We start from the raw sequence: 25,073 nt of genomic DNA, 5'->3' as shown, positions 1-25,073 counted from the left end.
TCAAAAGGAAACAGCTTTTATTGATGTTCGTACGAAAGAGTACTAGAAGATACCGATGTAGTGATTACCGGCTTTATTTACCAGTTTGGCTCCTTTGGTTACGGCACCAGACGTACGGTTCATGATGTAGATATTACCATCTTTTCCTACGGGAGTAATGGCAATGTATACTTCGTCACCGCTCACCAGAATACCTTGATACTGACCAAAATCAAGCCCATCTTCGTAGGGCAAATCTACTTTTGTAGCGGTTTTCGCGTTCAGGTCCAGACGAGCCACGTAACCCTGATCCGAACCATCCTGGCTATACAAAGCATACGCAATGCCATTGCCGGCATATTTCCAGCAATCGACGTATACGTTTTTCACACCCAGAGCGGCGTCTAAACTGAATACATACGAGTTGTCATATTCGTTGTTCTGGTTGATTTTCAGGATGTGTGAACCTTTCGAATCGCGTTGCGTCGCCTGATAAATGTTACCATCATCCGCTAAGAACGAGTTGTGGCTGCGGTAACCGCTGTTATCACCGAAACCTACCGTTGAAGTAATCACCTTTGGATTTTCCAGGGAAGGATAATCAACGATTACAGCTTTACTTCCCAGACGCGTAAAGTTTGATTCGGTAGTACCCGTGGCTGGATTTCTTTTCTGCATCCAGGTACCCACGATGAGTTTATTCTGAGCTTTGTTCAGTACCGGAGCATCCAGACGGAAAATCGTGTGACCCTGTAATTCTTCGGCCGCCGTTAAAGGAATCTGATACTGCTTGTAACCCGTAATCAGAACGTCCTGTAAGTTCAGAGCCAGGATCGTAGCAGTACCACGGAAATACGCGAAGGGAGCCGATGGCGTAGGACCACTCGAAGCGTTGTTAGCCGTTGGCGTCGTTACGTTTACGGCGATACCCGTTTTGTCACCATCGAAAAGCTTCACCCAGCGTGGGGTGGCACTGGCGTATTGCGAGATGTTCACCGTTACATCTTCCTGCGTATATTTTCCGGCACCTTCTACTTTATAGCGGGCAAATTCTCCGCCGTTATCACCATTGTAAGCGATATTGAAAAGCGTCTTGCCATCTTCGGAAGCTTGTAAACGAGCGGTACGCGTTGATTTTACACCGAAACCGTTGTCGTAAACACTAATGGATACATTTGGGTTTTTAGCATCTTCCTTACTTACGGAATACACCATCGTACCCCCATTCCCATCTCCGGGCGTAGTGCCCATCAAGGCTCCCGCTACCGTAATCCAACGGTCCGCGTTTGCATTGTCTTCTGGTTCAGTTGTGTTATTGTCCTTACAACCCGTCAGGGCAACCGTCATCAAAAGACCGGCTAACAGGGAAAGATTCAGACCTTGTTTTCTCATGGAAGCGATTGATTAAAAATTGTTTATAGTGTAATTTAACTTCAGGTAAAAGGCTCGTCCGGGCTTCTGAACGGCGAAATTGTCGTACGCCTGTCGGTCGAACATATTCTTGACGTCAGCACTCACGATGAAGCGTTTGTTAGGGAACATGTAACTCGCTCCCAGATCCTGGATGTACTGACGCGGGGTGCGGAAATCCTCAATGATCATCCAGGTGGTGTAAAACCGCTCTACGAAACGAAATCCGTAATACACATTCAGTCTTGAGTTTGACTTCAGCACATTTTTGAAGGAATACTGAACGGTACTGTTAATGGTGAAGAACGGCTCATTGGGCAATTGACGACGGTAGTAATCATATTCCCGACCATTCGGGTCGTACTGCATGTTGAAAACCGAATTGAACTTTGAAGCACTCAGCCCAACGGTCAGGTTATTGTTATAGATGTAGTTACCCTCGACTTCAAAACCAATCGATTTCGTCTTGCCCAAATTTTCAAATGGATCGGTTTGTACGGCATCGTTCAGACGCGGGTTCACTCGTTGGACAATCTTATCGCGGGTATCCCGAATAAAGCCAGACAGAGCAAAGTTGTACTTGTGTGAGCCAGACGTGTACGTACCGGCTCGGAAACCCACGTTGAGATTGTTACTGACTTCCGGACGGATTCCGAAATTTTCCACAATGTTCTCGCCCGGACTACCAAAGACTTCATTTTCAGAGGGCAGGCGTACGGCCCGTTCAGCGGAAGTAAGCAGGTACAGATTAGGGATAACCGCGTAGGAAAGAGCTGCTCCGTAACCAGTTGTCGTTTTGTTACTCGACGTACGGTTCTCCCGGCGGTTATTTTCCACCAGCACGGGGTCCATGCGGTCGATTTTCTGCTGGTAATATTTACCGAAAATGTTCGCTCGTAATTTGGAATCCAGTGCTTTCAGTTCATAGGCTACTGAAGTGATATTCTTGGACAGATTACGGGTTCCGATAAATTCCCGCTCCACGACGGATCGCATAAAATCCTGCTGATCCCGGTCAATGTTGTAGTAGATGTGGTTGACAACCAATCGGTGGTTTTTGTGAAAATCATAGTTAACCCCCGCCCGGAAGGTCGTCACGTTTCGGTTGATGTGATTGATCGTTGGAGCACCCTGCTGAGCACCGGTGGGACGCAGAATGGGTCTGCCGTCCAGTCCAACGCTACGTTCCCCGTACCAGTTATAATTCCATTTCACCGTATCCACAACCACCTGTTTCCGCATACTCGACATGCCGCTTACGGTTAATTCCAGGCCCTTCACCATGAAATTTTTCTTGCGGTAATTCAGGCTGAATACATGGGCTTCGGATTCCGTAAAACGTCCTTTGTAGGGAATGGACATGTACGTTCCGTGCTGCACTTCCTTGTAATCGCTGGAACCGTTGTAGCCAATGAAAAACTGATCGGCCCATTTTACATCCGTGAAACCCAGTTCAATCTGGCCGCCCACGGAGCGATAGGCATCGTTAAAGCGACGAGCTCGAACGTAATCATAGCGGCCATTCGGAAGAATATTCCGAACGAATTTTCCCCACACCTCGTAATCATTGTCCGAGTAATTATAAAAACCTGATGCTTTTACGGTGAACCCACTTTTGGCTGACCGGTGCGTACCGCTGACATTGGCCTGTAGCGTGTTAAAGGAACCGTACGAAACCGAGGCCGTCAGGTTATTACTCATTCCTTTTTTCAGGATTACGTTGATGGCTCCGCCCAGGGCATCGTCCGACAAATGAGCCGGGATGACGCCCTTGTATACTTCAATTCGCTCGATTAAGGCCGGGGGAATGCTGTTCAAACTGAACGAAGCTCCGTAGGTGGAAATAGGAATGCCGTCAATAAATATACGTACCGATTCACCTGACATGCCATTCAAGTTATACGTCACCGCCGAACCCAGACCCCCGTTCTGACGAACGCGTACCCCAACGGTGCGATCCAGCATTTCGTTGGTTTGAAAATTGCGGGTGGCGACATCCTTTGTCTCGATTACGTTGACCGCAAATCCCTGGGTTTCCAGCTCTTTCTTCTCGGTTTTGTGGGTCACCTGCACTTCAGCCAGATCCTGGATGGCCTTATTAACGAGAACAGATACGCTGTGAGACGATTTATGAACGCTGAGTTTTAAACTCTTGGGCTGGATTTCTACCGATGTAATCAGAATTTCCTGATGTCCGTAGGGTACGTTCTTTAGCTCGAAACCGCCCTGTTGATCGGACATGGTTACCACATTGCTATTCTTAATGCGAACCGTAACATGCTCTACTCCGGTACCTCCTTCGAAATGAATGTTGCCTTTCACGGTAGCGAGCTGAAGCGTACTGGTTTGAGCAAAAGCCAGACCACTGGCCAGCAGTAAGGACACCAGATAGATATATTTCATGCGTGGTAAAATTTCAATGGGATGTTATTTAGACCAAGACTAAATAAATGGTGCTGCGAAAATATAAAAACGGGATTAAAATTCCGAACGCCGTTTTTAAAAATGCTGAAGATTACAATGAAGCGAGTACGTAAATCGGTAGAGGCTGCTAGCCTGTATTTTAGGGTTTCATTCGTCCGGTGATGTACTTCTACGAATGGCCGATCTTATGAAATAGATACCCTTTATTTTGACTGTTTATACTGTGCAAGTCGTTGATAAATAGAATATTGTAATGGATAGTGAAATAATTGATACATTATTTATATCCTAAATAACGTATAATGAAAGACGTAAACTTCTGAGAAAAGAGGCCTGAAAGGAACACGCTACTAGTCGTCACGGCAAGTAAAAAGTGAAGCAAGAAAACGATAGAAAACTTTTTATTTTATTCGTAAACGAGCTTTTATAGACTAACCTCAGTTTAATCTATATTAAAATTTGTTTAATGATTTCTGCTGAATACTAGAGTTCAAACCTACTCGGATCGGTAAGCATAGCCTGCTTTACCAGGTTATTCCAGGAATTTCTCTAGATACAGGTAAGGTTGCATTCATTTCTCCGAGAGGCTTTGACAATAAAAGCGTTTTCTGAACCAATAAAAAAGCCCGGATTCAACTGAATCCGGGCTTTTTTGTCAGCGTACTCGCTTGACGAATGTATTAATTCCAGCCGCCTCCTAAGGCCTGATAGATATTCACCATGGCATTAAGTTGCTGCTTCTTGGTTTCGATCAGTTCAAATCGTGATTCCAGAGCATCCCGTTGGGTGAGCAATACTTCCATGTAATCCGCCCGGGTAGATTGGAACAAATCATTGGAGATGCCAATCGACTGGGTCAGAGCCTGTACTTCCTGCGATTTCAGATCATAACTTCTTTCCAGGTTATTGATCTTAGCCAGTTGATTGGCTACCTCAAAATACGCATTCAAAACGATCCGCTCATAGTTGTAAACCGTTTGCGTCTGGCGAGCATTAGCGTTGGCGTAAGTAGCCGTAATGGCCCGTCGGTTGACCAGGGGTCCCACCAGTTCACCCGCCAATGAGTACAGAATCGATTCGGGCGTGCTGAACAAATACGCAGGACTAAAGGCCCGGTATCCCAAGGAAGCCGAAATACCCAGCGAAGGATAGAATTGAGCCCGGGCTACCTGTACATCCAGCTTGGCCGCAGCCAGCTCAAACTCCGCCCGGCGAATGTCCGGACGATTGGTGAGCAGTTGAGAGGGTAAGCCCGCCTGGATCGTTTTCGGAATCATGGTATTAAAGGCATCGTCGTTCCGGGGAATGGGCTGGGGGTAACGAGCCAGCAGGAAGTTAATCCGGTTTTCCGTTTCCGTAATCCGCTGCTGGATGTCGTACTGAAGGCTTCGGGTATTCAATACCTGAGCTTCAAATCGACGTACGGCTAGTTCCGTTACCCGGGTAGCCTGCTTCTGCAGTCGCACGATTTCCAGTGCATTGGTCTGAATCTCGATGTTCTGTTTCAGAATGGCCAACTGATTATCCAGAGCCAACAGTTCGAAGTAATTATTGGCCACTTCGGCAATCAGGTTCGTAATGACGAAGTTCCGACCTTCGCTGGAAGCCAGATACCGTTTCACGGCTGACTTCTGGGCATTCCGCAGTTTGTGCCAGATATCCACTTCCCAGCGAGCGTAGGCCCCTAAGCCAAGGTCGGGTACGGGTTCGGGCATGGGTTTGCCCGGTTTAATATCCGTAGTGGCTTCCATGGCTCCGATGTTGGTATACCGGGGTACTTTATCGAAACCCGCTCCGGCTCTCAGGCCCACGAAGGGGAGGTATTCCCCCCGGCGGACACTGATTTCATTCCGGGAAATCTCAATCTCCTGCAAGACCACATTCAATTCCTGATTATTCTTCAGGGCCGTGTCAATCAGGGCTACCAGATTGGGGTCGTTGTAAAACTCCCGCCACTTAAGCTGAGCGGTGTTGGTAGAATCCTCCGAAGAGCCGTAGCTGCCCGGTAACTTTTTATTTTCGGTTTTCGGCACCAGCGAAGGTACCTTACACGCCGTGGTGTACAGCAGGCAAAAAAGAATCAGGCCCGCGTACTGAATGATTCGATTTCTAAACATGATGCTCAATTTCTTCAGTTAAGGGATTTTCCTCTTCGTGCTTGATGAGTTTACGCTTGGCCGCAATACTGCCGAAGATGTAGTACAGACCCGGTACGACAATCACGCCGAAGACCGTTCCGAAAAGCATCCCGCCCAGAGCGGATGAACCAATGGTACGGTTACCAATGGCACCGGGGCCCGTAGCAATCACCAGCGGAATCAATCCCGCAATAAAGGCGAAAGAAGTCATCAAAATGGGTCGGAAACGAGCCTTGGCTCCTTCGATGGCCGCATTGAAGACCGACATCCCTTCGCGGTGTTTCTGTACGGCAAACTCCACAATCAATACGGCGTTTTTACCGAGCAGACCAACCAGCATGACCAGACCTACCTGAGCGTAGATGTCGTTGGCCAGACCCATCATTTTAATCAGAGCAAAGGAGCCGAAAATACCGGCGGGCAGTGAGAAAATAACCGCCAGCGGCAGAATAAAGCTTTCGTACTGAGCAGCGAGTACCATGTAAACGAATACCAGTACGATGAGGAAGATGTAAATGGCTTCGTTCCCCCGCATTACCTCATCTTTCGAAAGACCGGCCCAGTCAATGTCATATCCTTTCGGCAGCGTTTTGGCCGCTACTTCCTTGATAACTTTGATGGCCTCACCACTACTGTATCCTTTGGCTGGAGCACCCCGGAAGGCTGCCGTCGTGTACATGTTGTAGCGGTTAATCTCGTTGGCTCCCTGCGTCTTCTTGATTTTCATGAAGGCTGAGAAAGGTACCATTTCACCTTTATCGTTCTTCACGTACAGTTGCAGCAGATCGTCCGGTAAGCGACGGTACTCGGGAGCGGCCTGTACGAATACTTTAAAGAAGCGTTGGAATTTGATAAAGCCCAGCTCGTAGGTACTACCGATCAGAATGGACAGCGTGTTCATGGCATTGCCAATAGAAACGCCCTTCTGCATGGCCAGTTTATTATCAATTTCCAGTTCGTACTGCGGGTAGTTCGCACTGTAGAACGTGAACAGACCCATCAGTTCTTTCCGTTTTTTCAGCTCAGCCATGAAATCGTTCGTGACTTTCTGCAACTGGTTGTAATCCCCGCTGTTGGTTTTGTCCAGCAACTGGAGCGAGAAACCACCCGCAGCACCGTAACCCGGTACGGCTGGGGGATCGAAAAATTCGATCGTCGCTCCGGGAATGGCCTTGGCTTTTTCTTCCAGTTCGTAGATGATCTCGTTCACGGTCTGGTGGCGTTCTGACCAGGGCTTGAGGTTAATCAAACAGGTACCGGCGTTGGAACCCCGACCTTCCGTCAATACCTCGTAACCGGCCAAAGCAGAAACCGACTCAATCCCTTCTACTTTTTCGGCAATAGACTGAAGCTTACGGCCAATGTCATTGGTACGTTCCAGGGTAGAACCCGGAGGCGTCTGAATGATGGCGTAAATCATCCCCTGATCTTCGCTGGGAATAAAGCCTGAAGGCAGGGTACTGGAAATACCAAAGATGCCCAACCCAAAGACCAGCAGAATACCCCAGGTGATCACCCGACGATTCACGATCATACGTAACAGGCCAGTGTACTTACCCGTTAGTTTATCAAAACCGCGGTTGAAGCTGTCCAGAGCCCGGTTCAGTACCGTTTTCTTGCGGGGCTTGCCGTGGTTATTCTTCAAAATCATGGCACAGAGTACCGGCGTAAGCGTTAGAGCAACCAGACCCGAAAGTACAATGGACGTAGCCATGGTAATTGAGAATTGCCGGTAGAAAATCCCTACGGGACCCGTCATGAAGGCAACTGGAACGAATACCGCCGTCATTAACAGCGTAATGGCGATTACGGCTCCGCTAATCTCGTGCAGTACTTCTTTTACCGCTTTATAGGGCGATAAATGCTTCTCCTCCATCTTGGCGTGCACGGCCTCGACGACTACAATGGCATCATCGACTACGATACCAATGGCGAGTACCAGAGCGAACAGCGTAATCATGTTGATGGTCAGCCCAAACATTTGCATGAAGGTAAAGGCTCCGATCAACGATACGGGTACGGCAATGGTCGGAATCAGCGTTGAACGCCAGTCGCCCAGGAAGATGAATACCACCAGAGCCACCAGAATAAACGCATCCCGCAGGGTGTGAATTACTCCCTCAATGGAAGCATCGAGGAAGTTGGAAACGTCGTAGCTGATTTTGTAATCCATGCCCGGCGGGAAGGACGTTTTCTTCAGCTCCTCCAGTTTGTCTTTTACTTCTTTAATTACGTCCGAAGCGTTACTACCGTACGTTTGTTTCAGGACAATAGCCGCCGAAGGATAGCCGTTGAGGTTGGAGTAAATATCGTAGTACTCACTGCCCAGCTCTACGTTGGCTACATCTTTCAGGTACAGAATTTCTCCGTTCGGATTCGACTTGACGATCACATTTTTGTACTGCTCTACATCATTGTAGCGGCCCTGATAGGTCAGTACGTACTCCAGAGCTTCGGCCCGCTTTCCGTCGCTTCGACCCAAACGACCCGGCGATCCGATGACGCTTTGCTCGTTAAGTGCTTCCATCACGTCGTCCGCCGAAATGTTGTAGGCCCGCATCCGGTCGGGTTTCAGCCAGATCCGCATGGCATACTGACGGCTACCGAGGATACTCGCCTGACCAATCCCGCCCAGACGCTGCAATTCGGGTAACATGTTGACCCCGGCAAAGTTGAAGAGGAACTTCATGTCGGCGTGCGGGTCCTTACTATACAGGTTGACGTACATCAACATGTTCGGCACGATCCGGTTCACAATGATCCCTTCGCGTTGGACCAGAACGGGCAGCCGGTTGAGTACCTGAGCAATCCGGGTATTGATGTTGACGACCGCCTGATCGGGGTTCGTACCCAGGTTAAAGACAACCTGAACGTTGGCTTCCCCGGCACTCGTAGCATCGGAAGTCATGTACTTCATGCCTGGAACCCCGTTGATGGCCTGCTCGATCGGAATCAGCACCGATTCGGTCAGTACCTTGGCACTCGCTCCGGGATACGACGCCCGTACGATAACCATTGGGGGAGAAATTTCCGGGAACTGGGAGATGGGCAGACTGTTGATGGCCAGTATACCCGTTAATATAATGACCAGTGAAATGACAATTGCCAGTACGGGTCGATGAATGAATTGACGAAACATACGCTGAATATTTTAAATGCTTCTACTACTCGGTATACACTTTTAATTTCGGGATCACCGATTTGGGGTCCTCGTAGTTATAAGCGATTTTATCATTGTCGTGTACCTTACGGATACCTTCGAGAAGAATCTTGTCATTAGCCGCTAAACCTTCTTTGACTACGTAGAGGTCGGGCATCTCGGCTCCGACGGTAATTTCACGCGAGTGTACTTTGTTGTCTTTACCCACCACGTATACGTATCGTTTTTCCAGTACCTCGAACGTGGCTTTCTGCGGAATGATGAGGGCGTTTTTCAGCGGGACGGCCATTTGAATATTACCCGTTTCGCCGTGACGAAGCAGACCTTTAGGGTTGGGGAAGGTGGCCCGGAAAGCAATGTTACCCGTCTCGTTATTGAAGTCCGCTTCAATGGTTTCGACCACGCCGGGATGAGCAAACAATTCATTGTTTGCCATTAAGAGGTTCACCTTAATTTTGTCCTGGTTTTGGTTGTGAGCCCTGAAATTGAGGTATTCGGCTTCCGGTACGTTGAAGTACACCCACAACTGGCGATTATCAGAGAGCGTGGTTAACAATTGGCCTTCATCCACCAGACTCCCCAACCGTACCTGAAAACGGTCGATGATGCCATCAAAAGGGGCCCGGATTTCGGTAAAATCAAGATGCGTATGAGCGAGGGAAAGTTCGGCTTTGGCTTTTTCGAGTTTTGCCATCGCCATCGCCAGTTCATTTTTGGCGACTACGTTTTTATCAGCCAGGGGCTTAACGTTGTCTACTTCAATCTGGGCCGCTTTGGCTTCGGCCTGTGCTTTCTGGAATTCGGCCTGATACAGGTTCGGCATGATGCGGAACAGAAGCTGTCCTTTCTTAACGAACTTTCCTTCGTCCACGTAGATGTTCTGCAGATAGCCTTTTTCCTGAGCCCGAAGTTCAATGTGGCTGATGGAGTGGATTTGGCATACGTAATTTTGCGTAATCAGCGTATCCATTTGGGCGGGACTGGTCACCAAATATTTGGTTTCCTCTTCCTTTTCTTCGTGTTTGGATTCACAGCTTGCGAGGCACAATAGGCCACACAAGCTCATCAGCAGGAGCATTCGATTCATAGGGGTATTGCTTTTTAAAGCGGAATACGGGTTACTAAGTAGTTATTATGGAAGGTGTAAACAAGACAATCCAGCAACATCCCCTGAGCGGGATGCTAATTGTAATGGAGGGTAATGGATATGTAAGGTCAGGTTCAGTTACAAAACCCGATTAAGCTCATAAGCGAAGTACGCGAAGGAAAAGGTAACGGTCCTGAGAACCATAGGAAACCTGCTGACCCTGTGGGTGTTGCAGCGGCTGAAAATGAACAAGCCAGTGAAATAAAGGAAGATACGCTATCGTAATGAACGCACGATCAACGTCAAGTTGCTGAGGAGATAAGGGCCCTTTTTCATCTTCTTTCTCTTCTTTCAGTTCGGTTGCTTCCAGATTGGCTTTACCGTGTCGAGCCTCGGAAGAGGTTGATTGGAGCGTTTGAAGATTGGCAGGTGTGTCGGGCTGAGCCGTTTCACAGAAACCAGCGATGGAAAGGGATGAATAGCGGAGAGCATCCTTACACGTTGCCGCATATAAGGAGCTACATCCTGTCCACAGGAGAAAACAAAGCGATATGAAAAATCGAATCTTCATCCTCGTTGGTTAAAATCACACCGGCTCACGTTTGTTGGCTAACCGGCTAACTTTAGGCTATTCAGCCATTTTACTCGTTGTAATGAGTACCGATCAGGCGTTTTACGAAGTTTGAGATGCAGGAAGCAGTTCGGAAGTTTCGATCGAAAGTCTATCCTAGTGGGCTATACATCAGAGATACTGGGGAATACCGTCTGCTTGGTTGACCAAAATTAGATTCATTTAAGAAATAAGACCCTGCATATTGTATTAAAAAGGGCTTAAAATCCCTTTTAAGCCTGTTTTTTAGTTTATACAGAAGAATGAATTGACTTTTTTTAATATTTATCAGGTTTTAGTAAGATTTAAGCAAATGACAGAGCTTTGCTAACGTACCTACCTAAGCGGATGTAGAGGGCTAACGAATGATGAGGGTATGACATGGACTTCTCTCCTGCGAGTAGAGGAATAAATAGCCAGGGATGATTTATAGTCAATAAAAGCTCAGGTAGTTATGTAACCACCTGAGCTTTTTGTTCAAGATAACAAAAGCGTACGATTCACCTGGATTTCTTCAATAAAATATTCATCGTGCGAAATCACGAGTAAGGAGCCCTTAAAATCTTTTACAGCCCGCGTGAAAATCTGTTGACTGGTTAAGTCCAGGTTATTGGTAGGCTCGTCCAGTAACAGCAAATCGGGTCGGTTTTGACTAACCTGCAAACAGCAGAGGGCCAGTTTCATTTTCTCCCCGCCACTCAAGCTATCACACGTACGATCCCAACTTGCCCGCGGCAATTGATGCTGGTGTAGGAGATTCTTCAAATCATGTTCCAGTAATTGTCGGTTGTTGAACCGTTGAACCTGCTCAAAAACCGTCAGTTCACTGGCCAGTAGTGAATATTCCTGATCAAGGTAGACGTACGAAAAATCCGCTCGTGTTACTTCTCCTTGGGAAGGCGTTAGCTGACCCGTTGCCAGTTTCAAAAGTGTTGTTTTACCCGACCCATTGGGCCCTTGAATTCGAATACGGTCGCCGGAACAAATCTGGAACTGTAAGGGCTCTGGCCAAAGACTGGATTCCCCCAAATGCTGGTTGAGATGCTGAGCTTCGATGAGCAGCTTTCCATGGTGCAAATCAGAAGATTCCAGTACTAAATGTAAGGGCTGAGTCTGATGCAATTGTGTACGTACCGAGCGAAGCTGACCGGATAAGTCCTGTAGCTTTTCCTGATGGACCTCTTTGAGCTTGGCCGTGCTTTGTTCGGCCTGAGTTTTTCGACCACCGGCAATGATGCGGGGCAGTGCCTGTTTCTGCCCCTGGGCTTTACCCCGGATTTCCTGTTTTTGGCGTTGCTCAGCTAGGTCACGAGCCTTTTGCTGTGCCTGTTTAAGGGTTTTTTCATGTTCATCAGCCTGTGCTTTTAACGCTTCCCGCTGGGTTCGTTTCTGTTCCTGGTAAAAATCGTAATTCCCTCCGTATACCTCCAGATGGCCCTTGCCAAGTTCCAGAGTAGTATCCAACTGATTCAACAAAGCCCGATCGTGACTGACGATGAGTACGGTAGCTTTACTTTGACTAAGCCAACGGTACAGCCGTTGGCGACTCGTACCATCCAGGTGGTTCGTCGGTTCGTCTAATAGCACAATACCGGGCGAATGCAGAAACAGGCCCGCCAAAAAAACCTTGGTTTTTTCACCACCGCTCAGCCCTTCAAGGGTTTGGTTGAGATCGAGGGTTTTGATGTGCCAGGATTCAAAGGCCGCCTGTAGGCGTTCTTCCAGTTCCCAGTCATCGGCCAATGTCGTAAAATGTGCTTCAGCTGCGTCGCCCGAAAGGATGGCCCGTAGGGCTTTCAGCTTTTCTGCCACGCCCAGTACTTCGGCAACGGTATATGAATCATATTGACCTACATGCTGGGGTACGTAATAGGGTTTTTCGGAAAGGACTATTTCTCCCGAAGCGGCTTGCCGCTGGCCTGCAATGATTTGTAGTAGAGTAGATTTTCCTACGCCATTATTGCCGACAAGAGCGGCTTTTTCCCCCGTAGCAACTGAAAGACTGATCGAGTCCAGTAGGGCGTCACCGTTGGCATGCACATAGGAAAGTGCGTTCACGATTATACTCATGAAGGTAAGTCTTAAAAAAATAAAAAGAATTGACGATCCGGGCCCGGCTGCGGGGCGGAAACGTTGGGTAGGGATGGCTCGATTACGGCCTAAGAAGAAAAACGATGAATCACATAAGGGCTAAGTAAGAACCCACTACCAAGGCGTAGGGGTGAATTGGACTACTATCTAAACTTCGTGAAAGAGAAGTGATAAAGGGGTAGTACCCGTCCGATTTACTTAACTATAACATGGAAATGATCTTTAAGATGCGACAAAGATAGGCACGAGCATTCGATTAATGCTAAAGATAGGCGTAAAAAATCAAGGACTGGGGTTTAATCCGTTCCGCTAGCCATGATTCAAATCCGTGAATGCAAAACTCTTTCGTCCATTCAAGGTTTATTAAGCAAATCAAGGGATCCATCAGATCTTCCAGCCAATGGCTAAACAGAACTCGGAATACAGTACCCAGCTCGATTTATTAACAGATTATCTCTTTGCTAATCGGGAAACTATTTTGAACGCTTGGCGGATGCGGTGTGCCAGTGATCCGGCCTCTCCTAAGCATACCAACTTCTCACGGGAAGAATTCAACGATCAAATTCCGAGTCTGCTTAACTATCTATCGCAACGCATCAAAGGCGAGACAAAAAACAACAACGTTCTTGAGTTTTCCGAAGAGCACGGGCTTCATCGCTGGCAAAGTGGATATTCCCTCAGTGAATTGTCGCGGGAATTGAGTCATTTATACGAAGTCATTCAGGAGCGATTCCAGGCCTTTCTGGACCAGTATCCGGATACGCAAGTACACGTAATGACGCATGCTCATCGCCAGCTTCTTCAGTTAGCTAAAGATTTAAATTTAGGAAGCATTTTGTACTTTGATCAGCTTCGCCAAACGGCCGCCGCTGAACAGGTACGAACCTTGGAAAATGCCCTGAAAAACCTGGAGGAAATTACAAAACAACGGGGGGAACATCTGCGGCAGGTTTCGCATGATTTACGCGGTAATCTGGGACTAATGTCGGGAGCTACGGCTTCCTTGCAGCTGCCCAAGAAGGAGTCGGATCGGCAAAAGTTTCTGGAAATGCTGGCGAAAAATATACGAGCGGCCGAAGATATGCTTACGCAGTTGATGAATTACGCTCGCTTGGAAGCTGGTCAGGAAGTAATTGAGAACCAGCCGTTCGATGCCAGTGAATTACTACAGAAAATCATTAAACGGTTTGAAGGGCTGGCAAAAACCAAAAAGCTGAAGCTAAATGTTGATGGTCCACCGAAATTATTAGTAGTGGGCGATCCCATGAAGATAGAACGGATCATTCAGAATCTCTTACTCAATGCCCTCAAGTATACGGAAAAAGGATGGGTAAACGTGACCTGGATACAGGAAACGGACTCCCGCTGGCAGGTAAGTGTGCAGGATACAGGTCCTGGCCTCAAAGAAGGAGTCGTTTCTCTATTAGCCCAGCAGCTACAGCCTTACGTACACTCAACCAGCTCGCATAGACAGGTAGAAATTCTGGATCCGGAAGTTCCTGCAACCCGATTGAGTAACAAACAAAGCGGTGAAAGCAGCGGGGAAGGGATTGGCTTGTTTATTATCAAACGTTTATGTGAGCTATTAAAAGCGAACATGGAAATTGAAACCAGCGAAAAAGGTACTCTGATTCGTATTCGTCTGTTAATCAACCAGAAACAGGATAGTCATTCCTGAATCAGGCCTTTTGTATGGGTATGAATAGTCAGAGTTAACGGTTACTGCTCACTCATGAACTGTCCGCCTTTGATGCCTTATGGAAGAAGATAGACGATTAGAAGAAGTCTGTACTTCACTCAAGCCCTTAGTATGGGTTGAGCTACTAGCGATGTAATCTTTTCAGGCTCACCCAAATCTAGGTATGTAAATCTGGAGAGAATCAAACGATTCACTACAGAATCCGCTTTTTACATCACGCGGGATACAGCAGAAAGTATTGTAAATCTATACTTGTAAGTTAAGTAAGCGTAGGCAAACTGGCATACTCACCCCAAAAGGTACAGATGCTGTGCCAAAGCTCAATAATCGAAGTATAGCCCTCAGGCTTGGGGATGAATGAACTAACCCCTTTTTCGTAAGCCTGCTCAATAAGTTGAGGACGATTGTGCACGGAAAACATAAGAATGGGCAGAGCCCGATAAGACGACTTTTTCAGCTCTTCTACCATTTGCAAACCGTCCATACCCGGCAAATCATAATCCAGCAAAATAAGATTGGGAATCGTATGATGATTTTCTAGATACTGAAAAGCCTCTTCCGCCGAATCTACTATCTTAAACTCACAAGAGATTTGGCTTCTCTTGTGGCCTCTTTCCAGTAATTCCTGGTACTCTTTATCGTCTTCCACAACCAGGATCAACGGGCATATCATAGCTTGATTCATAGGGTATACATGTGAGTAAAATTTACGCTAAAGAAGTATACCACATATTAATAGTTAAGGTACTCATCAATCATGTCAACGTTACGATACAAGGGTAGCTCATTCAAAGCGTAGTAACTGCTCGTAGGGATCGCCGGTAAGTTCGAGTAGTTTACCAAACGCAGGTTCCGTTTTATAACCCTGGCGTTTCAAAGCAATGATCTGTTGGCGGAAGTCTTCGCCGTATTGCCGAAGTAACTGGTCTTCCACGAGCATATGACGATAGCCCAGTTGCTGGCGAGTGGGAAGATTCTGTCCAAAAACTTCAATGTCGAACGTATCCAGTCTAAACGTCGCGACCACGATTTCCCGCTTTTCACGAATCTGAAAATCCTTTAAACTGCTAAACGAATTTCGTACTGTATCGATAAACTCCTGCTGATCCTGCCACTGACAGATCACATCCAGATCGCTGCTTTCGATGTCGATATTCAGGGGAATCGTTCCGACCAGCAGTGGATCGTACCGGCTGAGTTTTTCTAAAACCTGATACTGCGTAAGTACGCGATACGCTTCCTGTTGGCGAGGCGTACCGGTTTGTAAGTACGCCAGGGTTTCAAAATGCATGACTTTAGAAGAGAAGCTACAGCAACAAAAGTAAGCGATTTTGTGAGCCATGCGATCCTGTTTTTCGCTGAAAAGGCTATGAATTGCCAACGCAACCGGCAAAAATTGCCCCACATTTTCCATACACCAAAACATAGCTTTCCCTAGCGAGTAGCATTAGAATATCATTAAATCAACAAGTAATAGTAGGATAGAAACAATTTGTTTTAAGATTTATCCACTTTTTAGGCATTAGGGCTAGTTTAGATTTAGTTTTGTATGGGGTTGATTGGATCGAATGAAAAAACGAAAACGAAGTTGGTGGTTGTATCAGATGTTTTGTCTGGTGATGGCGTTACACGTCATCAACCTGAGCATTGACACGCCCGACCATATCGTAATCCATTCGGAAAGCGGTGAAACGCATGAAGATCCGACGATCAACGACATGGAAAGTCTCATTGAGTTTGTGCTGGAAAAAGGCCTCGGACTCGAAGACGTCATTCCTGAACACGATGATCCCGACGAGGATAGTGACCTCACCAAACTCCAGCAAGACTACTGCTTCGTTCCGGTCTTTCGATTACTACCGCCGGTTCCTACCGTAGTAACCTTACCCATGGTTCGTACCCCCGAACCTTCCATTGAGTTGCTGCACTGCCTGATGGAAATTTCTTTGCCTCCCCCCCAGGCGACTGCCTAAATTCTTTTCCTTCACTCAGCGAACGTTGAGACAGTACACTTATACCGTGCTGTCTGGACGGGCTGCGTTTCTTTTCCATTCTTTCTTCACTGGTTTCGTGGGATGCTGACTCAACGCGTGCAGCCTACGGACGATTTACCGCTTGTTATTATGAAAAAGAGCATAGGCTTTGGGGCCATGCTGCTCGGTGCGTGGTTGACGGGTTGTCAGACCAAGCAGGAGCAGTCCGATCAAACGGACGAAAAATTGACCTTGCCCGTCGTAAAGCTTACCCAGCAATCAACAGAATTGCAACGCGAATACGTGAGTACGCTTGAGGCGGTACGTAATGTAGAGATTCGGGCTCGTGTAGGAGGTTTTCTCGAAAAAATTCATGTAGACGAAGGACAGCGGGTTCAGAAAGGACAGGTACTCTTTAGTCTGAACGCCGCCGAATATCAGGTAGAAGCCGACAAGGCAAAGGCCGCCCTGAAAATTGCCCAGGCACAAGCCAAAACCGCCGAAGTAGAAGTAGGGCGAGTAAAGCTACTGTTGGCTAGCAAAGTGGTATCGCCCTCGGAGATGGAGTTGGCTCAGGCCAAACTGGAAGCGGCACGGGCCGAAATCGACGAAGCCCGGGCCTCGCATCAGGCGGCGGCCCTGAAACTGACGCAGGCTCAGATCCGGGCTCCGTTCGACGGTGTCATCAACCGGATTCCCTTTAAAATCGGTAGTCTAATTGAGGAAGGGGCTCTGCTAACGACCGTTTCGGACATTCACGAGGTATTCGCCTATTTCGACGTTTCGGAACGCGAGTACCTGGGCTTCATCAAAAACAACCGGAATTTGCTGGGCAAAGGAGGCAAAGAAGTAGAAATGCTGCTGGCCGACGAATCCCTGTACCCTTACAAAGGTCACATCGAAGTGATGGAAAGTACGTTTGAAGGCGGCTCCGGTACGATTGCCTTCCGGGCCCGGTTTTCCAATCCCAAGCAACTGTTGAAGCACGGCTCTTCCGGTAAAATCCGGATCAGTACCCAGGTATCCAATGCCCTGCTCGTCCCGCAAAAATCCGTTTTTGAAGTACAGGATAAAAACTACGTCTTTGTGGTAGATCAGGGAGGGAAAGTGAAATCCCGCAGTTTCGTTCCCCGGGGCCGGGTCGGCAAGCATTACATCGTCAGCTCGGGGTTACAGCCCGGTGAACGCATCGTCTTTGAAGGCATTCAGAACGTTCGGGATGGTGAAGAAATTACTCCCAAACCCATTTCCAGCGATAGCCTCGGTATTTCGCAGGAAAACGCCGTCAAGGTGATGTAAACGTATGGTTTTCATACGCTGATGACTAATGAATGGAGAGTGGATGGCTGGTAGTACCTGGTTTGAAGAAGTGGTTGTAAAACGACAACAAGCCAAACGGTGCCCTGTCGCATGCGACGCTGACAATCCTATCAGGGAAGTGAAAGCCAGCTTTGCTAAGGGACGTAATACCTGTCCATGAAACGATCATAAAAAATAAATGAACTCATGTTTGATATATTCATTAAACGGCCGCTGCTGTCGTCGGTTATCTCCGTAGTCATTACGCTACTGGGGGTACTGGCTCTGACGGGTTTACCCGTGACGCAGTTTCCCGATATTGTTCCCCCATCGGTTACCGTCACCACGAAATACACGGGTGCCAACGCCGAAGTTTGTACGAAGGCCGTTGCCACACCGCTCGAACGGGCCATTAACGGCGTTCCCGGTATGGTGTACATGAACTCCGTATCCGGGAATGATGGTACTACCCTGATTCAGGTCTTTTTTGAAGTCGGTACGGACCCCGATCTGGCGGCCATGAACGTGCAGAACCGTGTGACGGCCGTACTGGATGAATTGCCCGAGGAGGTAATCAAAGCCGGGGTAATTACGGAGAAGGAAGTGAATAGTATGCTGTTGTATCTGAACATCTTCAGTGACGATTCTACGGTCGATGAAAAGTTCATTTACAATTTCGCGGATATTAATATTCTGGCCGAACTGAAACGCATCGACGGCGTGGGCTTTGCCGATATTATGGGTTCCCGGGAGTACTCCATGCGGGTCTGGCTTAAACCCGACCGGCTCACCGCCTATAACCTTTCTCCCGAAGAAGTCATCGAAGCGATTCGGGAACAAAACGTGGAGGCCGCTCCGGGAAAAGCCGGGGAGAGTGCCGACCGGGCTCCGCAGGTCTTGCAGTACGTACTTCGCTACACGGGTAAGTTTTTCGAACCCAAACAGTACGAAAACATTGTCCTGCGGGCCGATCCGAGCGGTTCGATCCTGCGGCTGAAAGACGTAGCCGATGTAGAATTCGGCTCCCTGGATTACGATGTCCTTTCCAAAACCGATGGACGACCTTCAGCGGCGATCATGCTCAAACAACGCCCTGGCTCCAATGCTCGCGAGATCATCGCCAACGTTAAACAGCGGATGGCTGAACTCAAGAAAGAGACGTTTCCGCCGGGCATGACTTATAATTTTGCCTACGATGTTTCCCGCTTTCTTGATGCGTCCATTCACGAAGTGGTACGGACGCTGTTTGAAGCGTTCGTACTGGTGTTCATCGTTGTATTTCTCTTCCTACAGGACTGGCGATCAACGCTGATTTGTGCCTTAGTAGTACCCGTTGCGTTGGTAGGGTCTTTTGCTTTCATGAGCGTTATCGGTTTTTCGATTAACCTGCTGACCTTGTTTGCCCTGGTATTGGCCATTGGTATTGTGGTGGATGATGGGATTGTGGTTGTGGAAGCCGTCCACGCTAAAATTACGCAGGAACATTTATCACCCCGCAGGCAACGTTTGCCGCCATGCGGGAAATCAGCGGGGCTTTGATTGCCATTACGCTGGTGATGTCCGCCGTATTCGTTCCTGTAGCGTTTCTGTCGGGTCCCGTGGGGATTTTCTATCGACAGTTCTCGCTGACGCTGGCCGTAGCGATTTTGATTTCAGGTTTGAACGCTCTGACGCTTACGCCTGCTTTGTGTGCCTTGCTGCTGCGTCCGCACGCAGCAGGTGGGAAGAAGAATCTATTAGATCGCTTTTTTGATGGATTTAACCGAGGTTTTGATCGTCTGACGGGTCGTTACCAGAGCTTGCTGAAACGCATCATCAGCCGACGGGTCGTAACGGTGGGTATATTACTGATTTTCGTAGCGGGTACCTGGGGCATCAATACCATTCTGCCCAGCGGTTTTATTCCTACGGAAGATCAGGGTATGATTTACGTCAACGTGACGACCCCCGCAGGAGCTACGGTGAAACGAACCGAAGAATTACTCGATCAGATTCAGGGAGTGGCGGCGAAAATGCCCGCCGTTGAAAACGTATCGACTCTGGCTGGTTTTAGTTTGATGACCGATGGCTCGGGTTCTTCCTACGGAATGGCAATGGTCAACCTCAAAAGCTGGGAGGAACGGAAGGAAACGGTAGACGACGTCATTGCGGCGTTGACCAAACAAACCCGGCATATTCAGGGAGCCAGTATTCAGTATTCCCACCCCAACCGTACCCGGATTTGGTAACTCCAGTGGTTTTGAGCTTCGATTGCTCGATCGAACGGGGAAAGGGGACTTGCAAGCCACCAAAAAAGTTACCGAAGCCTTCATGGACGCCCTGCGGAAACGGCCGGAATTGGGTGAGGTCTTTACGAGTTTCGACCCCACTTTCCCGCAGTACATGCTGCATGTGGATTACGATAAAGCGGCCCAAAAGGGTATTTCGGTAGACAATGCCATGAGTACGCTGCAAACCCTGATGGGGAGTTTCTACGCTTCCAACTTCATTCGTTTCGGACAAATGTACAAGGTGATGGTACAGGCCTCGCCCGAATACCGGACCAAGCCCGAAGACGTACTCACTATGCACGTGAAAAATGAAAAAGGCGAAATGGTGCCCTATTCCAATTTCGTTCGGCTGGAACGCGTCTACGGTCCCGAGCAGCTCACCCGTTATAATATGTACACCTCGGCTCTGATCAATGGGGATGCGGGCACTGGCTACAGTAGTGGCGACGCCCTGAAAGCCGTCGAGGAAGTAGCGGCCAAGGAATTACCACGCGGGTACTCGTTTGCCTGGTCGGGCATGTCGCGGGAGGAGGTACTCTCGGGCAATCAGGCCATTTATATTTTCATGCTGTGTCTGCTGTTTGTCTATCTATTACTGGTAGCTCAGTACGAAAGTTTGTTGTTGCCTCTGCCCGTACTACTTTCCTTGCCTACGGGGATTTTTGGTTCGTTTCTGTGTTTGCAACTGGCTGGTTTACAAAATAACATTTATGCTCAGGTAGCCCTGGTCATGTTGATTGGATTGTTGGGTAAAAACGCCATTCTGATTGTGGAGTTTGCCAGTCAGCGACAACGCGAAGGTCTGAGTATTGTGAAAGCAGCCATGGAAGGTGCCGTGACCCGCCTACGCCCGATTCTGATGACTTCCTTTGCCTTTATTGCGGGTCTGATTCCGCTGTGTATTGCTACGGGTGCCGGAGCGTTGGGCAACCGCTCGATCGGTACGGCTGCCGCGGGCGGTATGCTGATCGGTACCATTTTCGGACTGGTCGTTGTACCCGGTCTGTACGTCATCTTCGCCAAACTTGCGGAGCGAATGGGCTCTAAATCAGAGTCCGATTCGGTTTCTTCCCCCACTGAATCTACGTATGTGCATGAATCGTAAACGTCAAATTTTTTCTATACTAGCCGGAGCCTGGCTATTGAGTTTAAGCAGTTGTCGGGTCAGGCATACGCCCGCGACCCTTGCTCCGGTGCCCGTACCCTCGTCTTACGCGGGTAGTTTAAATGACCCCAATACGGATTCCCTGAGTATTGGGAACGATCCCTACAACCGTCTGTTTACCGATGCCAATCTGGTGGCGTTGATTGATACGGCTCTGGCCCGGAATCTGGACGTAAAAATGGCTCTACAACGCCTGGAAGTAACCCGGGCCCAGTACGGCATCAGTCAGGCCGCCTTGCGGCCCCAGGTAGACGCCGTGGTTTCGGCGGGGGTGGACCGTTTCGGCCGTTATACCCTTAATGGCGTAGGAAATTACGATACCAATTTTTCGGAGTACGTAACGGGTTCCAGTATCATCCCCAACCCCGTACCGGATTATTTCGTGGGCTTTCGGAGTTCCTGGGAAATTGACCTCTGGGGAAAACTGCGTAACCGCAAACGGGCCGCGTACAACCGGGTACTGGCCAGTCAGGAAGGTCGTAATGTCATCGTAACGGATCTGGTGTCTGAGGTGGCTCGCCTGTATTTCACGCTGCTATCGCTGGATGCGGAACTGGAAATCATTCGGGATAACGTTGAATTACAGCAGCAGGCCCTGTCGCTGGTCGAAGTACAGAAGGCAGCGGGTCGGGTTACCGAACTGGCCGTGCAGCAGTTTAACGCTCAGTTGCTGAATACAAAAAGCCTGGAAGGCGGCGTACGCCAGCAAATTCTTCAGGCCGAAAACCAGATCAACGTCTTACTGGGCCGGTATCCGCAACCCATCCAGCGGGGCATCTCGATTCGTGAGCAACAACTCCCCGCGACGGTCGCGGCGGGGGTACCGGCTCAGCTGATGAGCCGCCGTCCCGATATTCGTCAGGTTGAACGGGAGCTAGAAGCCGCCAACATCGACGTAGCCGTGGCCCGGGCCGAATTTCTTCCTTCGCTGAATCTGACGCCCTATGTTGGTTTGAATGCATTCCGGCTGGGTGTACTGGGAAGTGTGGAGTCCATGACGGCGGGTATTTTAGGCGGTCTATCAGCCCCTGTACTGAATCGTCGGTTCATCAAAGGTAATTTACGGGTGACCGAGGCCGAACGAAATCGCTCCTTCCTGGCGTATCAGCAGGTCATTTTACGGGGCGTTTCGGAAGTGGTACAAAGTTTGAAAGGCCTGGAAAACTTTCGTAACGTAGCTGACTACCAGACGCAACAGGTGAATGTATTGAAGCAGGCAGCTACGACTTCGGATAATCTTTTTGCTACGGGCTACGCCACCTATCTGGAAGTAATTACGGCCCAGCGATCGGTTCTGGAATCGGAATTGTCCCTAATCAATACCAAACGTTCCCAGTTTTTATCCCTGGTAGATTTGTACCGGGCCTTGGGCGGCGGCTGGCAATAAGCCTGAAAACAGCTTGTATGCAAAGAAACGTGCGTATATTCAAACGCTTTGTGTGCAAGCTGTTCAACGGCATCACCGGATTTCCGAATTGGGGCTGGCAATGGATTTTTGCAGCAAGTCTAACGAGGGCGTATCCTAGGTTTTTAATCCCCACACTTTCCCTCTTTATGTTTATTAATTCAACCAAACCATGTTACTCAACTTTTTAATCACGCTGCTTCTAGTTTTACTCAATGGTTTCTTTGTGGCGGCTGAGTTTGCGATTGTCAAAGTACGAGCCTCGCAATTGGAAATGAAAGCTCAGGCCGGAAACGCAGCTGCCCGTCTGTCCACCCGAATTTTAGGGAATCTGGATGGCTATCTGGCCGCTACGCAATTAGGTATTACGCTGGCCAGTTTAGGGCTGGGCTGGATCGGCGAGCCGGTCGTATCCAAAATCCTGATCGCCGGTATGCACGCCGTGGGCCTCGAACTGGACGAAAAACTGGCCCACCAGATTGCCCTGCCCGTCGCTTTCGTGGTTATTACTATTCTACACATTGTTTTTGGAGAGTTGGCACCCAAATCGCTGGCCATCCAGCAGGCCGAAAAAAACGACCCTGGCCGTTTCGTACCCGCTGCAATTTTTCTTTCTCATTTTCCGTCCCGTAATCTGGCTGTTGAATGGCATTGCGGCGGTAGTGCTCCGACTTTTTGGCATTACGGTGAGCCACAGCACGGAAGTACACAGTGCGGATGAGTTGAAGTATCTGGTGCATCAGAGCCAGCAGGATTATCAGGCGAAGGAAGATCATACCGAGGGTTCGGATTTGACCCTGGTAGAAAAAGCTTTTCAGTTTTCCGAGCGGAGCGTACGCCAGATTATGACGCCCCGGACGCAGATTTTTGGTATCGATGTACTGGAGTTCAATCAGGCCATTCTGGACGAAATCATCGCAGAAAATTATTCCCGCATTCCCTGCTACGAAGAAAACCTGGACCATGTATTGGGCGTTGTGTATTTAAAGGAAATCCTGTTGAAGCTTCAGGAAGGCCCAGGCATCGATATTCGTTCGCTGATTAAACCCACGTTTTTCGTACCTTCCACGAAGCGAATCCGTCCTTTGTTGCGGGAGTTTCAGCAAAGTCGTCAGCAAATGGCCATTGTAATTAATGAATACGGTGGTACGGAAGGGCTTATCACGATGGAAGATATTCTGGAAGAACTGGTGGGTGAAATCCAGGACGAATCCGACGAAGAACGGCCCATTGTAGAACAGGTGGATGAACATCGCTATCGGCTCCGGGCTACTAGTTCGCTCCTGGATCTAAACGCACTCTTACCCCGGCCCATTCAGAAGCGGGCTGGTTATGAAACCCTGGCGGGAATTCTGGTTGAGCGATTTGGTCGCCTGCCTGCCGTAGGACAAATGGCAACAGTGGATCGCTATGAAATCAAAATTGAAAGTATTGAAAATAATGCAATTGGACTGGTACTGCTCAAAGATCTGGGTGAAGAGCCCCTTGCCAGTGAGGAATAACTGCGTTTGGAAGCTCACTGGAAAAAAGTAAAAGTATGATGTTTGTTCATCAGTTTGGTACGGTTGTCTGTCTGTTTTTCTTTCTGCTCATTCAGGGACTGCTGTTAGTACACATCATTAATAAATTCCGTCATGGTCAGAAAGTGACAGTTTCCACGTTTTTGATGCTGATTTTCGGTTTTCTCGTTACGTGGGGATTGTATCATTTTCTGGATATGACGGATGAAGCGTACCTACTTCCAGTGATTGTTATCTATGCCCTAGAACTGCTGATTCTGCTGGCTTATAACGCCTTGAGACGGAGGTAAAGGAACTTGCAGCAGATAGGCGAGTTGGAAAATATAGTTTCTGTAAAATCGATGACTTGTTCGTAGACGCTGGTATACACGATTGACGTTACAGTATAAAACGAAAAAAACCTATCAACCTTGAAGCCATGAATCGCTTACTCCTACTCCTGACTTTTGTAACGGTTTGCTCGGCTTGTCACAAAAACGAGTACTCCGATGGAAAGGTGGTTAAACAGGGTGACACCTACGAAACCGGAGCCGTACTACCCGAACTGCGGAGCATTAAAAATGACACGGCATGGCTCGCACTTTATCCGCTCGCTCAGGTATTTTTCCTGGATATGAAACTCAAAAATAGTGAGGAGTTTGTGAAAGCGATCCGGTCCGCGGAGCAGAAAAGTACACCTGTACGGGCGAAAGTTTTTACGCATTCAACGATGAATCGGGGAGCTGAAGTAGCCGAAATTCTTCCTCCCACCGCTCAGGATCTGGCGGCCTTTAAGGCGGCGATGCGTAAATAAGTGGGACGCCTAATGATGAGGCGTGAAACCTTCCAGATCCCTTTTGTTAG

General features: G+C 48.5%; 17 protein-coding genes and 1 pseudogene. 9 read left to right on the top strand and 9 right to left on the bottom strand.

Going from position 1 to position 25,073, the window contains the following annotated elements:
- Positions 1 to 42: 42 nt before the first annotated feature.
- From BWI97_RS20495 to BWI97_RS20465, 7 genes are all read right to left on the bottom strand, one after another.
- The gene (locus BWI97_RS20495; protein WP_094812174.1) at positions 43 to 1,371 is read right to left on the bottom strand and encodes a hypothetical protein; all 1,329 of its coding nucleotides are present in this window, start codon (positions 1,369 to 1,371) and stop codon (positions 43 to 45) included.
- A gap of 12 nt (positions 1,372 to 1,383) precedes the next feature.
- Positions 1,384 to 3,792, bottom strand: a complete 2,409-nt coding sequence (locus BWI97_RS20490; protein WP_102202574.1) for a TonB-dependent receptor plug domain-containing protein — start codon at positions 3,790 to 3,792, stop codon at positions 1,384 to 1,386.
- Between the two features lie 701 nt (positions 3,793 to 4,493).
- Positions 4,494 to 5,930, bottom strand: a complete 1,437-nt coding sequence (locus BWI97_RS20485) for a TolC family protein (RefSeq protein ID WP_102202573.1) — start codon at positions 5,928 to 5,930, stop codon at positions 4,494 to 4,496.
- The gene (locus BWI97_RS20480) at positions 5,923 to 9,090 is read right to left on the bottom strand and encodes an efflux RND transporter permease subunit (RefSeq protein WP_102202572.1); all 3,168 of its coding nucleotides are present in this window, start codon (positions 9,088 to 9,090) and stop codon (positions 5,923 to 5,925) included. The genes BWI97_RS20485 and BWI97_RS20480 overlap by 8 nt, the downstream gene beginning before the upstream one ends.
- Positions 9,091 to 9,115: 25 nt before the next feature.
- Positions 9,116 to 10,198 (bottom strand): efflux RND transporter periplasmic adaptor subunit, encoded by a 1,083-nt coding sequence (locus BWI97_RS20475; RefSeq protein ID WP_102202571.1) that lies wholly within the window; start codon positions 10,196 to 10,198, stop codon positions 9,116 to 9,118.
- Between the two features lie 157 nt (positions 10,199 to 10,355).
- Positions 10,356 to 10,769: a hypothetical protein gene (locus BWI97_RS20470; RefSeq protein WP_094808498.1), complete on the bottom strand. Its 414-nt coding sequence runs from the start codon at positions 10,767 to 10,769 to the stop codon at positions 10,356 to 10,358.
- A 516-nt stretch (positions 10,770 to 11,285) separates the two neighbouring features.
- The gene (locus BWI97_RS20465) at positions 11,286 to 12,878 is read right to left on the bottom strand and encodes an ABC-F family ATP-binding cassette domain-containing protein (protein ID WP_102202570.1); all 1,593 of its coding nucleotides are present in this window, start codon (positions 12,876 to 12,878) and stop codon (positions 11,286 to 11,288) included.
- Positions 12,879 to 13,299: 421 nt separating this feature from the next.
- On the opposite strand from BWI97_RS20465, the gene BWI97_RS20460 reads away from it, so the two are divergent.
- A complete protein-coding gene (locus BWI97_RS20460) occupies positions 13,300 to 14,577 on the top strand; it encodes a sensor histidine kinase (protein ID WP_102202569.1) in 1,278 nt (425 codons plus the stop codon).
- A 280-nt stretch (positions 14,578 to 14,857) separates the two neighbouring features.
- Here BWI97_RS20460 and BWI97_RS20455 read toward each other — a convergent pair whose 3' ends face one another.
- Complete coding sequence (locus BWI97_RS20455; RefSeq protein ID WP_102202568.1) at positions 14,858 to 15,283, bottom strand: response regulator; 426 nt, start codon at positions 15,281 to 15,283, stop codon at positions 14,858 to 14,860.
- A gap of 99 nt (positions 15,284 to 15,382) precedes the next feature.
- Positions 15,383 to 15,889 (bottom strand): DUF4269 domain-containing protein, encoded by a 507-nt coding sequence (locus tag BWI97_RS20450; protein WP_102202672.1) that lies wholly within the window; start codon positions 15,887 to 15,889, stop codon positions 15,383 to 15,385.
- A gap of 277 nt (positions 15,890 to 16,166) precedes the next feature.
- On the opposite strand from BWI97_RS20450, the gene BWI97_RS20445 reads away from it, so the two are divergent.
- From BWI97_RS20445 to BWI97_RS20420, 8 genes and pseudogenes are all read left to right on the top strand, one after another.
- Complete coding sequence (locus tag BWI97_RS20445; protein ID WP_146010988.1) at positions 16,167 to 16,571, top strand: hypothetical protein; 405 nt, start codon at positions 16,167 to 16,169, stop codon at positions 16,569 to 16,571.
- A gap of 150 nt (positions 16,572 to 16,721) precedes the next feature.
- Positions 16,722 to 17,870 carry an efflux RND transporter periplasmic adaptor subunit gene (locus tag BWI97_RS20440; protein ID WP_102202566.1) on the top strand — a complete coding sequence of 383 codons (1,149 nt, stop codon included), beginning with the start codon at positions 16,722 to 16,724 and terminating at the stop codon, positions 17,868 to 17,870.
- Between the two features lie 207 nt (positions 17,871 to 18,077).
- Positions 18,078 to 21,245: pseudogene (locus tag BWI97_RS20435) on the top strand (efflux RND transporter permease subunit).
- Positions 21,235 to 22,692 (top strand): TolC family protein, encoded by a 1,458-nt coding sequence (locus tag BWI97_RS27435; protein ID WP_146010987.1) that lies wholly within the window; start codon positions 21,235 to 21,237, stop codon positions 22,690 to 22,692. The pseudogene BWI97_RS20435 and the gene BWI97_RS27435 overlap by 11 nt, the downstream one beginning before the upstream one ends.
- 190 nt (positions 22,693 to 22,882) lie before the next feature.
- The gene (locus tag BWI97_RS29270; RefSeq protein ID WP_369826623.1) at positions 22,883 to 23,431 is read left to right on the top strand and encodes a CNNM domain-containing protein; all 549 of its coding nucleotides are present in this window, start codon (positions 22,883 to 22,885) and stop codon (positions 23,429 to 23,431) included.
- Positions 23,328 to 24,212, top strand: coding sequence for a hemolysin family protein (locus BWI97_RS20430; protein ID WP_369826625.1), 885 nt, complete (start codon positions 23,328 to 23,330; stop codon positions 24,210 to 24,212). Before BWI97_RS29270 ends, BWI97_RS20430 begins: the two co-directional genes overlap by 104 nt.
- A 35-nt stretch (positions 24,213 to 24,247) precedes the next feature.
- Positions 24,248 to 24,520 carry a hypothetical protein gene (locus BWI97_RS20425; protein WP_094808507.1) on the top strand — a complete coding sequence of 91 codons (273 nt, stop codon included), beginning with the start codon at positions 24,248 to 24,250 and terminating at the stop codon, positions 24,518 to 24,520.
- A gap of 128 nt (positions 24,521 to 24,648) precedes the next feature.
- Positions 24,649 to 25,023, top strand: a complete 375-nt coding sequence (locus tag BWI97_RS20420; RefSeq protein ID WP_102202564.1) for a hypothetical protein — start codon at positions 24,649 to 24,651, stop codon at positions 25,021 to 25,023.
- The last annotated feature ends 50 nt before the right edge of the window (positions 25,024 to 25,073 follow it).

The sequence above is a fragment of the Siphonobacter sp. BAB-5405 genome (assembly GCF_002872335.1).
Lineage (GTDB): Bacteria > Bacteroidota > Bacteroidia > Cytophagales > Spirosomataceae > Siphonobacter.
The sequence above is the reverse complement of the archived record's forward strand: the minus strand, read 5'-3'. Positions and strand labels throughout refer to the sequence as shown.

Bases quoted from the DNA above. Each gene is read 5' to 3' on its own strand.
- BWI97_RS20420 (WP_102202564.1), top strand. From the start codon at position 24,649: ATGAATCGCTTACTCCTACTCCTGACTTTTGTAACGGTTTGCTCGGCT.
- BWI97_RS20460 (WP_102202569.1), top strand. From the start codon at position 13,300: ATGGCTAAACAGAACTCGGAATACAGTACCCAGCTCGATTTATTAACA.
- BWI97_RS20495 (WP_094812174.1), bottom strand. From the start codon at position 1,371: ATGAGAAAACAAGGTCTGAATCTTTCCCTGTTAGCCGGTCTTTTGATG.
- BWI97_RS20455 (WP_102202568.1), bottom strand. From the start codon at position 15,283: ATGAATCAAGCTATGATATGCCCGTTGATCCTGGTTGTGGAAGACGAT.
- BWI97_RS20465 (WP_102202570.1), bottom strand. From the start codon at position 12,878: ATGAGTATAATCGTGAACGCACTTTCCTATGTGCATGCCAACGGTGAC.
- BWI97_RS20440 (WP_102202566.1), top strand. From the start codon at position 16,722: ATGAAAAAGAGCATAGGCTTTGGGGCCATGCTGCTCGGTGCGTGGTTG.
- BWI97_RS20485 (WP_102202573.1), bottom strand. From the start codon at position 5,930: ATGTTTAGAAATCGAATCATTCAGTACGCGGGCCTGATTCTTTTTTGC.
- BWI97_RS29270 (WP_369826623.1), top strand. From the start codon at position 22,883: ATGTTACTCAACTTTTTAATCACGCTGCTTCTAGTTTTACTCAATGGT.
- BWI97_RS20470 (WP_094808498.1), bottom strand. From the start codon at position 10,769: ATGAAGATTCGATTTTTCATATCGCTTTGTTTTCTCCTGTGGACAGGA.
- BWI97_RS20475 (WP_102202571.1), bottom strand. From the start codon at position 10,198: ATGAATCGAATGCTCCTGCTGATGAGCTTGTGTGGCCTATTGTGCCTC.
- BWI97_RS20480 (WP_102202572.1), bottom strand. From the start codon at position 9,090: ATGTTTCGTCAATTCATTCATCGACCCGTACTGGCAATTGTCATTTCA.
- BWI97_RS20450 (WP_102202672.1), bottom strand. From the start codon at position 15,889: ATGCATTTTGAAACCCTGGCGTACTTACAAACCGGTACGCCTCGCCAA.
- BWI97_RS20425 (WP_094808507.1), top strand. From the start codon at position 24,248: ATGATGTTTGTTCATCAGTTTGGTACGGTTGTCTGTCTGTTTTTCTTT.
- BWI97_RS20490 (WP_102202574.1), bottom strand. From the start codon at position 3,792: ATGAAATATATCTATCTGGTGTCCTTACTGCTGGCCAGTGGTCTGGCT.
- BWI97_RS27435 (WP_146010987.1), top strand. From the start codon at position 21,235: ATGAATCGTAAACGTCAAATTTTTTCTATACTAGCCGGAGCCTGGCTA.
- BWI97_RS20445 (WP_146010988.1), top strand. From the start codon at position 16,167: ATGAAAAAACGAAAACGAAGTTGGTGGTTGTATCAGATGTTTTGTCTG.